Source organism: Mycobacterium sp. SMC-17 (assembly GCF_045310915.1).
Classification (GTDB): domain Bacteria; phylum Actinomycetota; class Actinomycetes; order Mycobacteriales; family Mycobacteriaceae; genus Mycobacterium.
The window spans coordinates 122,617-136,249 of the sequence record NZ_JBJIAK010000003.1; the positions used below are offsets into that span (position 1 = coordinate 122,617).

Below are 13,633 nucleotides of genomic sequence, written 5' to 3' on the forward strand. Positions count from 1 at the left end.
CACCTCAGGTCACTGACCCAGCGCCACCAACTGGCTGCCGCGCTGCTCCAGCAGCACCGAACCGGCCAGGGCCGGGATCACCGCGGAGTTGACCGGTTGCCGCGCCAGCGCGATGTGCGTCTGACCGGCGCCGCTCTGCGCGTCGAACGTGTCGTAGCCGCTGGTCACCGGAACCAGCAGATGCCCCGCCAGCATGGTGGCCGGGCCGATCGGTGCCTGCCCACCCTGCGCGCTGACGGTGTACTTGTAGCGCAGCCCATTGCTGTCGAAGACCAGCACCGAGTCACCCGTGTACCAGGTGACGACGTCTCCGACGCGCGTCGTCGCCGTCACCGGCGTCGCGGCATGCGGCAGCAGCGTGCTGGCGATGGTGTTGCCGGTCTCGTCGATGACGTTCACGCACGGCTGCGGCGTCGGCAGGTAGACCGCCACCTTGGTGTCCGACACCGCGATCACCTGTGCGTCGGAGTCCACGCTGACGCCGGGCAGCGATACCCGCTTGACGTCCGGCTGGTCCTCTTCCTTGGCGGCCTTCAGCAGCGTCAGCCGCAGGTCGTTCTGCTTGGGGCAGGCCTCCATGACGGCCACCGACGCCGAGCTGGCCGCGGCGGACACCAAGCGGCACAGGGGAGAGGCCGGGACGCCGGGTTTGACCACCGCGTCGAGGTAGCCGTAGCTGATCATCCGCACCAGGTCGGAACGCCACTGCTCCAGGCGGCTGTCGCCGTACGACAGGATCGTCGTCCCGTCGGTGGACAGCTTCACCTCGGCATCGGCGAGGCTGCTGCGGGCCGGTCCGCGGCGTCCGGTGCCGGCGTCGATGGCGCTGGCCTGTCCGCAGCCGCGGCCGTCGGGGTACACAGCCACCGCGTACTGGTACACGGTGGTGACGCCGCACAGCTCACGGGCGCGCGAGTAGCTCCACAGCGTGTTGCCGGTCGCCGGGTCGCGGCCCAGCATCTGATCGCCGTCGCCGGTCACCACGACGCCGCCGACGACCGACGGCTGGCTGGTCTTGCCGCTGGCCGCGGTCCACAGTTCGCGCAGCGTCGTCGGCACCGTCTTGGCGGCGTGCAAGGCCGGGATGGGACGGTCGGCGGGCCGGCTGACGGTGGCGCGCGCGTCGCTGTTCCACCAGATCAGCGCTGCGCCGACCGCGACCACCACGACGATGGCCGCGGCGGCGATCAGATCAGCTCTGGTACGTCGCTCCGGTTTGACCATAGGGCTCGGGCGGCCTGCGGCTATTCGGCAGCAGGTGCTGCGACGGCCGCGGCCTCCGAGGCGGCCTTGCTCGGACGACGACGCCGGCGGCGGCGGCCCGAGTGGCTCGACTCGGCCGGGCTGTCACCGGCCGGGGCACCGGCTACGGCGGTGTCGCCCTCGACTGCGCCCGCTGCCTCGACATGACCCGTGGCCGACTCACCGGCGCGGGTGCGGCGGCGCGACCGGCTGCGGTTGCGGGCGGGACGGTCCTTGTCGGCGCTCGACTCGCGCTTGAGCTCGGGGTCCGAGGACTTCTTGGCGGGCTTGGCCCGCGAGGCGCCGATCGAGCCCGTGACATCGGTGGGGATGTCGAGCTCTTCGTACAGGTGCGGCGACCGCGAGTAGGTCTCGGCCGGGTCCGGGCAGTCCAGGTTCAGGGCCTTGTCGATGAGCGCCCAGCGCGTCAGCTCGTCCCAGTCGACCAGCGTCACGGCGATACCGGTCTTGCCGGCGCGGCCGGTACGGCCGATGCGGTGCACGTAGGACTGCTCGTCCTCGGGGATCTGGTAGTTGATGACGTGTGTGATGTCGTCGATGTCGATACCGCGGGCGGCGACGTCGGTCGCGACCAGAACGTCGATGTCGCTGTTGCGGAAGGACTTGAGCGCCTTCTCACGGGCGATCTGGCCCAGGTCACCGTGGACGGCGCCGACCTTGAAGCCGCGCTCGGCGAGCTCGTCGGACACCTTCTGCGCGGTGCGCTTGGTGCGGGTGAAGATCATGGTCGCGCCGCGGCCGTTGGCCTGCAGGATGCGGCTCACCATCTCGACCTTGTCCAGCGCGTGGGCGCGGTAGACGAACTGCTTGGTGGTGTCGTGGGTCGCCGCCGAGTGCGGGGCCTCGGCCCGGATGTGCGTCGGCTGGTTCATGAACGTGCGGGCCAGCGTGATGATCGGGTCCGGCATGGTGGCCGAGAACAGCATGGCCTGGCGGGAGTCCGGGGTCAGCCGCAGGATGCGCTCGATGTCGGGCAGGAAGCCCAGGTCCAGCATCTCGTCGGCCTCGTCGAGGACCAGAACGCTCAGGCCGCCGAGCTGCAGGTGACCCTGCTGAGCCAGGTCCAGGAGCCGGCCCGGGGTACCGACGATGACGTCGACGCCCTGCTGCAGGGCCTCGATCTGCGGCTCGTAGGGGCGGCCGCCGTAGATGGCCTCGACGCGGAGTTTGCGCTCCCCGTTCTCGCCGGCCTTGAGGTGTTTGCTGGCCATCGTCAGGTCGCCGTGCACCTGGATGCAGAGCTCACGGGTGGGGACGACGACGAGCGCGCGCGGGGTGCCGGTCAGCGGCAGCGAGGCGTCGGATGCGACGCGGTGCAGCAGCGGCACACCGAATGCCAGGGTCTTGCCCATACCGGTGCGGGCCTGGCCGATGAGGTCGTCGCCGGCCAGCGCGAGCGGGAGGGTCAGCTCCTGGATCGCGAACGGGTGGGCCTTGCCGTCCTCGGCGAGTGCCTGGACGATTTCGTCCCGAACGCCCAGGTCGGCGAATGTTTTTTCTTCGGTTGTCTTTGCAGTCAATGCGGTCATGAGGTGGCGTGGATGCCTTCCAGTGTCATCGGAGTCTGTGCTCGCTGTTTGTCCACGCGCGCACGAGTCTGACGATCAACACTTGGGCCCTCGGGGCGGTTCTGCCGAATCAGCCGGGTGTTCCGGCGAGCTGGAGAACCGTCTACCGCGTCGGTCGCGGATGGAGGTGGGCCAACACGTGCACGCACATTTCCTTGGTCGCAGCCGGTCGCGCGTTGCCCGCGCCGGACCTTTTCCCGATCCGGAACTTGCCCGGAACTGGCTACAGCCGAGACCATTGTAGCTGGTCGCATCGCCGGTCGGCTGTGACGCGAGTCGCGGTCTACAGTTGGGGCCATGCCTTCCCCGTCGCCTTCGAGGTCCCAGGCGCTGCCCGAGCAGACGGCAACTCCGGCGCAGCCGGCGGTGACCGGCGATCATCCCGGTATCAACGAGTTGTTCGCCCTGCTCGCGTACGGCGAGGTCGCCGCGTTCTACCGGCTGACCGAGGAGGCGCGGATGGCGCCGAACCTGGCCGGTCGCATCAATCTGGCGCGCATGGCCGCCGCCGAGATGGGGCACTTCGACGTGCTGCGCGAGGCGCTGCTGCGCCGCGGTGTCGACGTCGTCCCGGCGATGACGAAATACGCTCCGGCACTGGAGAACTACCACCGGCTGACCACACCGAGCACGTGGCTCGAGGCGCTGGTCAAGACCTACGTCGGCGACGCCCTGGCAGCCGATTTCTACCTGGAGATCGCCGGGTCGCTGCCCGCCGAGGCCGCCGACGTGGTGCGCGCGGTGCTGTCGGAAACCGGGCACTCCCAGTTCGTGGTGGCCGAGGTGCGGGCCGCGGTCAGCGCCAGCGACCGGCAGCGGCACCGGCTGGCGCTGTGGTCGCGCCGGCTGCTGGGGGAGGCCATCACCCAGGCGCAGTTCGTGATGGCCGAGCACGACGAGCTCGTCGACCTGGTGCTGTCCAGCGGCGAGGGTCTGACCCAGATGACCGAGTTCTTCGAGCGCCTGCAGGAGACACACAAGAACCGGGTGCGCGAACTCGGCCTCGGCTGAGCTCACACACCCGGTCCTGGATGCCTGTGGCGATTACTTCGTGCAGGTGGTGATCATCGTGTTGTTGCTCTGCACGGCGACCGGCTGTCCCGAACCGTCGCTGATCGAGCAGTTCAGCTGACCGGTGACGCTGGTGGCGGTCACCGAACTCAGCGTGACGCCCGGGTTCAGCGTGACCGTCTTGGCCCACGGCAGTGCCACGTTGACGTCCGTCTGCAGCGCACCCTGCCCGTCGGTGTAGATCACCGTCACGAGGTCGAGTAGCGACTTGTTGCCGGTGATGCGGTAGGTGACCGTGTTCGGGCCGGGTGCCGCGGGGACGGCGGCGGGGTCGACCGGCGGTACGGCCTCGGCCGGTGTGGGCGCCGCTGCGGTCGGGGTGACGGTCGTGACGGTCTCGGGAGCCAGCGAGGCGGTCGGCGGCGCCGCCGTCACCCGGGGACGCGGTGCGGCCGACGGCGTGGCGGAGGCCGTCGGCGTGGCCGACTGGCTCGTGCTGGGCGGCGTGATCGGCGCCGTGACAGGCCCGCTGTCACCGCCGCCGAGGATGACGACGGTGCAGATGACCGCCACCAGCAGGATGGCGCCGGCGACACCGGCCACCCACACCCAGCGCCGGTCGATGCCTTCGTCGTACTCGTAGATCTCGTCGTCGTAGTCGTCATACGCCGCGTCGTCATAGGCCGCGTCGGCGTCGCCACCGGCGTAGTCGGTATCGGCTGCGGTGAACCGATCGGTGTCGCCGTAGGTGCTGCTGTACTCGCGCGTGGGGCGGTCGGCCAGGTCGGTGGCGGAGCCGTACGAGCCGTACGAGCTGTACGAGTGGGTCCGGTCGCTGCCGTACCCGGTGCTGGAGCCGTAGCTGTAGCTGTAGCCGCGGTCGTAGCCCTGGTGGCTCGGGGTGTCCCCGTAGCTGCCGGTGGACGCCCCCGACGGTGTCGAATATCGCGAATATGTCCTGCTCATGGCGACTTTCCCCGGTCGAGTATCACTTACCTCGTCGATGCTAATGGTGCAAAAGTTACGGATGAGGTCGGCTCGCTGACCGTCGGATAACGGTCGGGACTCGGTTCGGTCGACCGCGCCGAGACGACCTGTCGCGACCTCGAAAAGCGGTGCCGCCGGGCCGCGTTTCCGGGCCGACAACTGTGACGACGTCGTGACCTCGGCGCCGGCGTTCGCACCGGTTCGCCACCGGCGAACGGCCCGCGGCCACCACGGCGGCCGTCGTCCACTAGCCTCCTGAGGAGAGTTCGACAGCAGCTCGACCGAAGTCTTGAAAACGAATGAAAGGGGTCAGCGTGGAGGTCAAGATCGGTGTCACCGACAGCCCGCGCGAACTGTTCCTCAACAGCGCGCAGACTCCCGAGGAAGTGGAGAAGTTGGTGACCGACGCGCTCGGTCAGGATTCGGGCGTGCTTGCACTGACCGACGAGAAGGGTCGCCGGTTCCTGGTGCAGACCGCAAAGATCGCCTACGTCGAGATCGGCGCTGCCGACGTCCGCCGCGTCGGCTTCGGCGTCACCGGCAAGGACTGACACCGCCCACACGCAAAAGCTGCCCCTTTCCACCATGGAAAGGGGCAGCTTTCTTTGTTCTGGCCGCGTCAGCGGGTGAGTGGAACGTGTGACAGTCCACCCCAGGCGAACTGCACCGTGCCGTCGACGGCCGCGTCCTTGGAGATCGGCCGGTCGTTGTTGATCCAGTAGCGGGCACAGTCGACGCTGATCGCGACGAGCCCGACGGCGATCATCCGGGCGCGATGGGGCTCCAACCCGGAATCGCTGCTCACCAGGTCGAACACCGCGTCGGTGCATGAATCGGTCGCGACCTTCACCTGCGCCGACACCTGCGGCTCGGTGACGTAGTCGTTCTCGAAGATCAGCCGGTAGCCCTGGCTGTCGTGCTCGATGAAGTCGAAGAACGCCTCGACGGCCGCACGCAGGCGCAGCCGGTTGTCGGTGGTGGCGCTCAGCGCGCCGCGCACGCCTTGCAGCAGGTTGTCGACGTGCCGCTGCAGCACGGCCAGGTACAGCTCCAGCTTCGACGAGAAGTGTTGGTACAGGACGGGTTTGCTCACGCCGGCGCGTTCGGCGATCTCGTCCATGCCGGCTGCGTGGTAGCCGCGGTCCACGAAGACGTCGCTCGCCGCGATCAGCAGCTGTCCGCGGCGTTCGTCGCGAGGCAGCCGGTTGCCCCGTCGATTCGTGGTCGGGCCGCCCTGCGCACCGTCGGTTCCGGCTTGCGTGCCTCTGGCGTCTGAGGTGTTGGCAACCTCGCTCATTACGTCCTCAATCTGGCATTGTCCGATCTGGACCCCGCTGTTCATGGCCGCCCAACGTGTTGTTCAGGTTGACCGACCCGGCAGTTTATCGCCACGACACTACTACCGTTAGTTCGCGGCTTTCGCGTGCTACCAGCGGTTCGGCGATTGTGTCCGGTCCCACTTGAACAACCTGGTGGCGTGCCATTACCGGCGTACGCCCAGCTCTGTGCCATCCTGGTTCGGTGACCTACGACCCGGGCCGAGGCACCGGTCGCGTCCCTGTGGTGCGCAATGAGTGGCGTGAGCCGTTGCGCGCGCAGCGGGATCCGGTGGCCGAGGACTCCGGACGGCTGCGGTCCAACCGGGACGACCGGCAGCAGTGGCGCAAGCAGTCCTGGCTGGGCCGCTTCGTATCCACCTACGGGTGGCGCGCCTACGCCCTGCCGGCCCTGGCCGTCGTCACCGGAATCGTGGTCTACCAGAGCATCTCCGGTCCGGCGCCGATCACACCGTCGCATCCGCACGTGCCGATGGTGGGCCAGCCCACCATCAACTCGGCGAGCACCGCGATCGTCGGCGCACCGCCCAAGGGCCTGACGCAGTTCGACGTCAACCTGCCCACCGGCATCCTCCCGGACGGCGGGCCGTTCACCGAGGCCGGCGCCAAGGCCTGGCACATCGTGCCGGGTACCACCGGCAAGATCGGTCAGGGCACCACCAAGTCGGTGACCTACACCGTCGAGGTCGAGGACGGCGTCGACACCACCAGTTTCGGCGGTGACGAGGCGTTCGCCCGGATGGTCGCCGAAACCCTCGCGAACCCCAAGAGCTGGACGCATGACGGGAAGTTCGCCTTCACCCGGCTCGACGCGTCGTCGCCGGAGACACCGGATTTCCGGGTGTCCCTGACCTCGCCGATGACGGTCCGCGAGGGCTGCGGCTACGACATCCAGCTGGAGTCGTCGTGCTTCAACCCGGCGTACTTCCCGGCCGACGGTGGCAAGGCACAGTCCCGCGTCTTCATCAACGAGGCACGCTGGGTGCGCGGCGCGGTGCCGTTCCAGGGCGACATCGGCTCGTACCGCCAGTACCTGATCAACCATGAGGTCGGCCACGCCCTCGGCTTCCGGATGCACGAGCCCTGCGGTGACAACGGCGGGCTGGCGCCGATCATGATGCAGCAGACCTTCTCGACCAACAACAACGACGACGCCAAGTTCGACCCGGAGTCGGTCAAGCCCGACGGCAAGACCTGCCACGTCAACTCCTGGCCGTACCCCATTCCTTAGCCGCCCCTCCCGCGAGCGGCCGTGTCTGTACCCCGACACGCCGTATTCGGCGTACAGGGAGCGCACGCTCGTCGCCGCCGAGCGGCCCCGAAATGTCATGCGAAGCCGCTGATTACTGTTGAGGGCATGGCATCCCCGTCCGGACGCAAGGAGGAAAACGGCTCCTTGCCGCCGCTGGTGCAGCCGGCAGCCGAACTGACCCGCGACGAGGTGGCGCGATACAGCCGCCACCTGATCATCCCGGACCTCGGCGTCGACGGGCAGAAGCGGCTCAAGAACGCACGGGTGCTCGTGATCGGCGCCGGGGGACTGGGTTCCCCGACTCTGCTCTATCTCGCGGCGGCGGGCGTCGGCACCATCGGCATCGTCGAGTTCGACGTCGTCGATGAATCTAACCTGCAGCGCCAGATCATCCATGGCCAGTCCGACGTCGGCCGGTCGAAAGCCCAGAGCGCCCGCGAATCGATCCTGGAGATCAACCCGCTGGTCACCGTCAATCTGCACGAATTCCGGCTCGACACCGACAACGCGGTGCCGCTGTTCGAGCAGTACGACCTGATCCTGGACGGCACCGACAACTTCGCCACCCGCTACCTCGTCAACGACGCCGCGGTGCTGGCGCACAAGCCGTACGTCTGGGGCTCGATCTACCGGTTCTCCGGCCAGGTGTCGGTGTTCTGGGAGGACGCCCCCGACGGGCGCGGGCTGAACTACCGCGATCTCTACCCGGAGCCGCCGGCCCCGGGCACGGTGCCGTCATGCGCCGAGGGCGGCGTGCTGGGGATTCTCTGCGCGTCTGTCGCCTCGGTGATGGGCACCGAGGCCATCAAGCTGATCACCGGTATCGGCGAGTCGTTGCTGGGCCGGCTGATGATCTACGACGCCCTCGACATGACCTACCGCACCATCGCGATCCGCAAGGACCCGGCGACCCCGAAGATCACCGGACTCATCGACTACGACGCGTTCTGCGGCGTGGTGTCCGACGCGGCCGCCGAGGCGGCGGCCGACTCGACGGTGACTCCGCTCGAGCTGCGGGAGCTGATCGACTCCGGCAAGCCCGTCGCCCTGATCGACGTGCGGGAGCCCGCGGAGTGGGCCATCAACCGCATCGAGGGTGCCGAACTGATTCCCAAGTCGACGCTCGACTCCGGGGCCGGGCTGGCCCGGGTGCCACAGGACCGAATTGCGGTGCTGTACTGCAAGACCGGGATCCGCTCGGCCGAGGCCCTGCTCGCCCTCAAACAGGCCGGATTCGCCGACGCGTTGCACCTGCAGGGCGGAATCGTGGCCTGGGCCCGGCAACTCGAGCCCGACATGGTCATGTACTGACGTCAGGTCTGGCCGGGCACACCTTAGTCTGATCGGGTGACCGTCGACCGTCCTCCCGAACATGTGCTCACGGCGTTCGGCCTGACCGGTCTCCGGCCGGTGCCGCTCGGCTCGAGCTGGGAGGGCGGCTGGCGCTGTGGCGAGGTCGTGCTGTCCATGGTCGCCGACAACGCGCGGGCGTCCTGGTCGGCCAAGGTGCGCGAGACGCTGTTCGTGGACGGCGTCCGGCTGGCCCGCCCGGTGCGTGCCACCGACGGCCGCTACGTCGTCGCCGGCTGGCGCGCTGACACGTTCGTCACCGGGACACCGGAACCGCGGCACGACGAGATCGTCTCGGCGGCGGTGCGCCTGCACGAGGCGACGGCCAAGCTCGAGCGTCCACGGTTCCTGACGCAGCCGCCCGCGGTGCCGTGGAGCGACGTCGATGTCTTCATCGCCGCCGACCGCGCCGCGTGGGAAGACCAGCCACTGCAGTCGTTGCCGCCCGGCTCGCGGGTGGTACCCGGGACCACCGACGGCCGCCGTTCGATCGAGCTGATCAATCAGCTTGCGTCGCTGCGCAAGCCGACCCGCAACCCGAGCCAGCTGGTGCACGGCGACCTCTACGGCACCGTGCTGTTCGCCGGCACCGCCGCGCCGGGCATCACCGACATCACGCCGTACTGGCGCCCGGCGTCGTGGGCCGCGGGCGTGGTCGTCGTCGATGCGCTGTCCTGGGGCGAGGCCGACGACGGTCTCATCGAACGCTGGGCATCGCTGCCGGAGTGGCCGCAGATGTTGTTGCGTGCCTTGATCTTCCGGCTCGCTGTGCATGCCCTGCACCCCCGGTCGACGGCCGCGGCTTTCCCGGGGCTGGCCCGCACCGCAGCTCTGGTCCGCCTGGTGCTGTAATTCCGCGCACCGTCGTTCGAATGGCAGCGCGCCCCGTTCGGTGGGAAAGTTACCTCGCATGACGGCTGTTGAACCCACCACCGACGGAACCTACAAAGACCGGATCGCTGCGGTCGAACCCGGTGGCAACGAGTTCATCGCCGAGGCGGACCGGCACGGCAAGCCGAGCCAGCTGTTCTGGACGTGGACGTCGCCCAACATGGAATTCGCGACGGTGTTCGTCGGCATGCTGGCCGTCCTCGCCTTCGGCATGAGCTTCTGGCAGGCGGTCGCCGGGATCGTCGTCGGGACGGGGCTGGGTGCCATCGCGCACTATTTCCTGTCCGCGCGTGGGCCGCTGCACGGCGTGCCGCAGATGGTGCTGGGCCGAATGGCGTTCGGGTTCAAGGGCAATGCGTTGCCGGCGACGCTGATGTCGATCACCGCGGGCGTCGGTTGGTTCGCCACCAACAGCGTCAGCGGTGCGTTTGCCCTGTCCACCCTGTTCGGCTTCGGGCCGCTGATCGGCCTGATCATCATCGTGGTGCTGCAGACGGCGTTCGCGTTCTTCGGTCACAACCTGGTGCAGGCGTTCGAGCGGTGGTCGTTCCCCGCGCTCGTCGTCGTCTTCGGCGCGGCATCGGTCGGAATCTTCGCGCACGCGAATCTGGGTGCGCCCGCGCCGTCGGGCGGCGTCGGCGGACTCGGCGGCTTCCTGCTCACCGTCGGCACGTCGTTCGGCTACGCGGCCGGCTGGACCCCGTACGCCGCGGACTACACGCGCTATCTGCCGTCGGCGGTGTCCACTTTCGCGACGGGGTTCTTCGCCTCGACCGGGTTGTTCATCTCGTGCGCGGTCCTGGAGATCGTCGGGGCGGCATCGGCGACGTTCGGCACCGCGAGCCTGGCCAATCCGACCGCGTCGTTCACGGCCGAGCTCGGGCCGTGGCTGGCCAAGGCGACCCTGCTGGCCATCGCGATCGGCGCGATCGCCGCCAATGCGCTCAATATCTATTCCGGGGCAATGGCTTTCGTGACCATCGGGATCACGTTGCCGCCGCATATCGCGCGGGCGCTGGTGACCGTCTTCTTCGGCGTCGCCGGTTTCCTGATCGCCTGGTGGGCGTTGCCCGACGCCGCGCACAGCTATGAAGCGTTCCTGCTGGTGATCGCCTACTGGATCGGACCGTGGCTGGGTGTGGTCTTCGCCGATCAGTATCTGCGTCGCGGGCAACACATTGCCGGGTACCTCTACGACCGCTCGTACTCGAACTGGCCCGGGCTGCTGTCCTTCGCGCTGGGACTGGGCCTGTCGGTGCTGTTGTTCTCCAACCAGGAGAAGTTCGTCGGTTACATCGCCCGTGCGGTGCCGAAGCTCGGCGACATCACCTTCTTCGTCGGCTTCGTCATCGCGGGTGTCGCGTACCTGGTGTTGTGTCGAAAGAAGATCGCCGCGGAATGCGCCGCCGTATGACCCCTGAGCAGATGCTCGACGTCGCGGTCGCCGAAGCCCGAAAAGGGCTGTCCGAAGGCGGCATTCCGATCGGCGCGGCGTTGTTTCGCGCCGATGGTGAACTCCTGGGCGCCGGGCACAACCGCCGGGTGCAGAACGATGATCCCTCGGTGCACGCCGAGACCGACGCGTTCCGCGCGGCCGGGCGCCAGCGCGGCTACCGCTCGACCATCATGGTGACGACGCTGTCGCCGTGCTGGTATTGCAGCGGGCTGGTGCGGCAGTTCGGCATCGGCGCGGTGGTGATCGGGGAGGCCCGCACGTTCCACGGCGGTCATGACTGGCTGGCCGAACATGGTGTGGCGGTTACGGTATTGGACGACGAGCGGTGCGTGGCCATGATGGAGGACTTCATCGCGGCCCACCCCGAATTGTGGGCGGAGGATATCGGCGAATGAGTGCCATTGCGACAGTGGATATTTCCCGCTGGTATGCCGGCGGAGCCGAGGCCGATGCGTTGGCCGCCGAGGTCGACGAGGGGCTGCAGCGCGCCGGTTTCATCGTGGTCACCGGTCACGGGGTGGACCAGGGGTTGGCGGCTGCGGTGCGCGCGGCCAGCCGGGAGTTCTTCGCGTTGCCCGACGAGGTCAAGCAGCGGTACTCGGTGCCGGTCGGCGGGCACGGCTGGATCGGCCCGGGTGCCGAGGCCAACGGTTACGCCGAGGGCACCGAGACACCACCCGATCTCAAGGAGAGTTTCAGCCTGGGCGCGGAAACGTCGACGGGGGATCCGGAGGTGGACCGAATCTGGTTCGCCCCCAACGTATGGCCCGCCGAGGTGCCCGCATTGCAGACGTTGGTGGATGAATACACCGCCCAGATGCGCCGATTGTCCGACGATCTGCTGGCCCTGTTCGCGCACGCGCTGGGACTGGCGGCGAATCCTTTTGCGGCGCTGGCAGATCGGCCGACGTGGACCATGAACATCAACCACTACCCGCCGGTGAGCGTCGTGGGCGAACCCGAGCCGGGGCAGTTCCGCATCGGCCCGCACACCGATTTCGGCACCGTCACGGTGCTCGACCGGGAGCCGGGCGCCGGTGGGCTGCAGGTGTATTCCGAGGCAGCGGGCTGGGAGGACGCGCCCTGGGAACCGGGCGCGCTGACGGTGAACATCGGAGACCTGCTGGAGTATTGGAGCGGACGACGCTGGCCGTCCGGCCGCCACCGCGTGCTGCCGCCGCAACCGCACGCACCGGAAGAGGACCTGGTGTCGCTGATCTACTTCTACGAAGCCAACCACGACGCGCTGATCACCCCGTTGCAGCCGCCCATCGGTGCGGTGTCCGGGCTCGCGCCGGTGGTCTCCGCGGATTTCATCAAGGAACGGCTGGACGCCATCACCGTCGGCTGAGCGGCCCTCAGAACTCGTGCCGGTACTCCCGCAACCGAACCCGTCCGTCGACCGCCAGCACCCCTTCGGCGCGCAGCCGTTCCAGCTGCCGCGTCGCCAGATGCGCTGCCGGCCGGCCTGATGCGCTGATCACGCGGTGCCAGGGCAGGTCCGAGGAATCGGTCCGCATGATCCAGCCGACGATCCGCGGGCTGGAAAGCTCTGCGGCATCGGCAATGTCGCCGTACGTCGACACCCGACCGGACGGTATCGAGGCGACGAGACCCCGCACCTTCTCCACCTGCTCGTCGGTGACAGCCGCCACGATCAGACCAGGTGACGCCGGATCACGTCGGCGGTTTCGGCGGGCATGGCGTGCGGCACCATGTGGTCGCAATCGAATTCGGTCAGCACGAAGTCGGCGCCGAGCCGGGCCTGCAAACCCGACACGAGCTCGCCGGTGACGTAGGCCGGATGGGTCCGTTTGGCCAGCACCAGCGTCGTCGGTGTGCCCTGCGGCGGCAACACGATCGGGCGGGCCAGCTCACTCCAGTAGGACATCATGGCGGGCAGGCTGATGCGCCAGCCGACGCGTCCGCCCGGCAGGGCGACCAGGTGCTCGTCCAGGTCGCGCTCGAGTTCGCCGGGGTACTTCGCCGAGACCTCGCCCCACGATCCGTTCACCTTCTCGGCGTGGGCCTCCTGACGGTCCGGGTAGTCGGGGGAGCCGAGCATGGCGTCGGCGATCTCGCTCATCCAGCTGCCGTCCAGCCCGGTCGCCGGGTCCAGCAGCACCAGGCCGGACACCAGATCCGGATGGGCGGCAGCGAGATTGAGCGCTATCGCGCCACCGAATGAATGTGCCACCACGACCACCCGCCCGTCGGCCTCGGCCTGGAGGAGGGCCGCCAGGGCCGCGACGTTCTCGTCGATGTTCCACGGCGCCGCCCACGACGAATGGCCATGTCCCAGGAGGTCGGGCGCCAGTACCGCATATTCGGCCAGATACCCGTCCGCCAGTGTCTGCCAGCGCTTTCCGTGGCCGGTCAGGCCGTGCAGGGCCAGGATCTGTGCCGGCCGCGCCGGTCCGTAGCGGTACACCTGCAAGCTCACCCCGTTGATGCTGCCAGACATCGCGGCCGGACGTCGCCGTCGGCCGAACTTGTCGTACCCCCGTGGTTGCATTCC

The 13,633-nt window shown here is 68.5% G+C and carries 14 protein-coding genes; 8 read left to right on the top strand and 6 right to left on the bottom strand.

Features of this window, described 5'->3' with window-relative positions:
* Positions 1 to 9: 9 nt before the first annotated feature.
* Complete coding sequence (locus ACJH7A_RS03185; RefSeq protein WP_318984119.1) at positions 10 to 1,224, bottom strand: PQQ-binding-like beta-propeller repeat protein; 1,215 nt, start codon at positions 1,222 to 1,224, stop codon at positions 10 to 12.
* A gap of 20 nt (positions 1,225 to 1,244) precedes the next feature.
* Positions 1,245 to 2,792, bottom strand: coding sequence for a DEAD/DEAH box helicase (locus tag ACJH7A_RS03190; protein WP_346416437.1), 1,548 nt, complete (start codon positions 2,790 to 2,792; stop codon positions 1,245 to 1,247).
* Between the two features lie 336 nt (positions 2,793 to 3,128).
* On the opposite strand from ACJH7A_RS03190, the gene ACJH7A_RS03195 reads away from it, so the two are divergent.
* Complete coding sequence (locus ACJH7A_RS03195) at positions 3,129 to 3,842, top strand: ferritin-like fold-containing protein (protein WP_244872814.1); 714 nt, start codon at positions 3,129 to 3,131, stop codon at positions 3,840 to 3,842.
* A gap of 33 nt (positions 3,843 to 3,875) precedes the next feature.
* Here ACJH7A_RS03195 and ACJH7A_RS03200 read toward each other — a convergent pair whose 3' ends face one another.
* Positions 3,876 to 4,808 carry a hypothetical protein gene (locus tag ACJH7A_RS03200; RefSeq protein WP_346416436.1) on the bottom strand — a complete coding sequence of 311 codons (933 nt, stop codon included), beginning with the start codon at positions 4,806 to 4,808 and terminating at the stop codon, positions 3,876 to 3,878.
* A gap of 335 nt (positions 4,809 to 5,143) precedes the next feature.
* On the opposite strand from ACJH7A_RS03200, the gene ACJH7A_RS03205 reads away from it, so the two are divergent.
* Positions 5,144 to 5,380, top strand: a complete 237-nt coding sequence (locus tag ACJH7A_RS03205; RefSeq protein WP_135355331.1) for a DUF3107 domain-containing protein — start codon at positions 5,144 to 5,146, stop codon at positions 5,378 to 5,380.
* 68 nt (positions 5,381 to 5,448) lie between these two features.
* Here ACJH7A_RS03205 and ACJH7A_RS03210 read toward each other — a convergent pair whose 3' ends face one another.
* Positions 5,449 to 6,126, bottom strand: coding sequence for a TetR/AcrR family transcriptional regulator (locus tag ACJH7A_RS03210; RefSeq protein ID WP_212806560.1), 678 nt, complete (start codon positions 6,124 to 6,126; stop codon positions 5,449 to 5,451).
* A gap of 224 nt (positions 6,127 to 6,350) precedes the next feature.
* Between ACJH7A_RS03210 and ACJH7A_RS03215 the strand changes: the two genes are divergently transcribed.
* The 6 genes from ACJH7A_RS03215 (at position 6,351) to ACJH7A_RS03240 (ending at position 12,466) form a co-directional block, all read left to right on the top strand.
* Complete coding sequence (locus tag ACJH7A_RS03215) at positions 6,351 to 7,397, top strand: DUF3152 domain-containing protein (RefSeq protein ID WP_212806559.1); 1,047 nt, start codon at positions 6,351 to 6,353, stop codon at positions 7,395 to 7,397.
* 126 nt (positions 7,398 to 7,523) lie between these two features.
* Positions 7,524 to 8,729: an adenylyltransferase/sulfurtransferase MoeZ gene (moeZ, locus tag ACJH7A_RS03220; protein ID WP_346416434.1), complete on the top strand. Its 1,206-nt coding sequence runs from the start codon at positions 7,524 to 7,526 to the stop codon at positions 8,727 to 8,729.
* A 36-nt stretch (positions 8,730 to 8,765) separates the two neighbouring features.
* Positions 8,766 to 9,620: a TIGR02569 family protein gene (locus ACJH7A_RS03225; protein ID WP_406774148.1), complete on the top strand. Its 855-nt coding sequence runs from the start codon at positions 8,766 to 8,768 to the stop codon at positions 9,618 to 9,620.
* A gap of 58 nt (positions 9,621 to 9,678) precedes the next feature.
* A complete protein-coding gene (locus tag ACJH7A_RS03230) occupies positions 9,679 to 11,073 on the top strand; it encodes a cytosine permease (RefSeq protein WP_318984122.1) in 1,395 nt (464 codons plus the stop codon).
* Positions 11,070 to 11,510, top strand: coding sequence for a nucleoside deaminase (locus tag ACJH7A_RS03235; protein ID WP_318984123.1), 441 nt, complete (start codon positions 11,070 to 11,072; stop codon positions 11,508 to 11,510). Before ACJH7A_RS03230 ends, ACJH7A_RS03235 begins: the two co-directional genes overlap by 4 nt.
* The gene (locus ACJH7A_RS03240; protein WP_318984124.1) at positions 11,507 to 12,466 is read left to right on the top strand and encodes a 2-oxoglutarate and iron-dependent oxygenase domain-containing protein; all 960 of its coding nucleotides are present in this window, start codon (positions 11,507 to 11,509) and stop codon (positions 12,464 to 12,466) included. The genes ACJH7A_RS03235 and ACJH7A_RS03240 overlap by 4 nt, the downstream gene beginning before the upstream one ends.
* Before the next feature lie 7 nt (positions 12,467 to 12,473).
* Here ACJH7A_RS03240 and ACJH7A_RS03245 read toward each other — a convergent pair whose 3' ends face one another.
* Both ACJH7A_RS03245 and ACJH7A_RS03250 read right to left on the bottom strand, forming a co-directional pair.
* Entirely contained in the window at positions 12,474 to 12,770 is a 297-nt protein-coding gene (locus ACJH7A_RS03245) for an MGMT family protein (protein WP_406774149.1), read from the bottom strand.
* A 2-nt stretch (positions 12,771 to 12,772) separates the two neighbouring features.
* Positions 12,773 to 13,579: an alpha/beta fold hydrolase gene (locus ACJH7A_RS03250; protein ID WP_406774150.1), complete on the bottom strand. Its 807-nt coding sequence runs from the start codon at positions 13,577 to 13,579 to the stop codon at positions 12,773 to 12,775.
* Between the last annotated feature and the right edge of the window lie 54 nt (positions 13,580 to 13,633).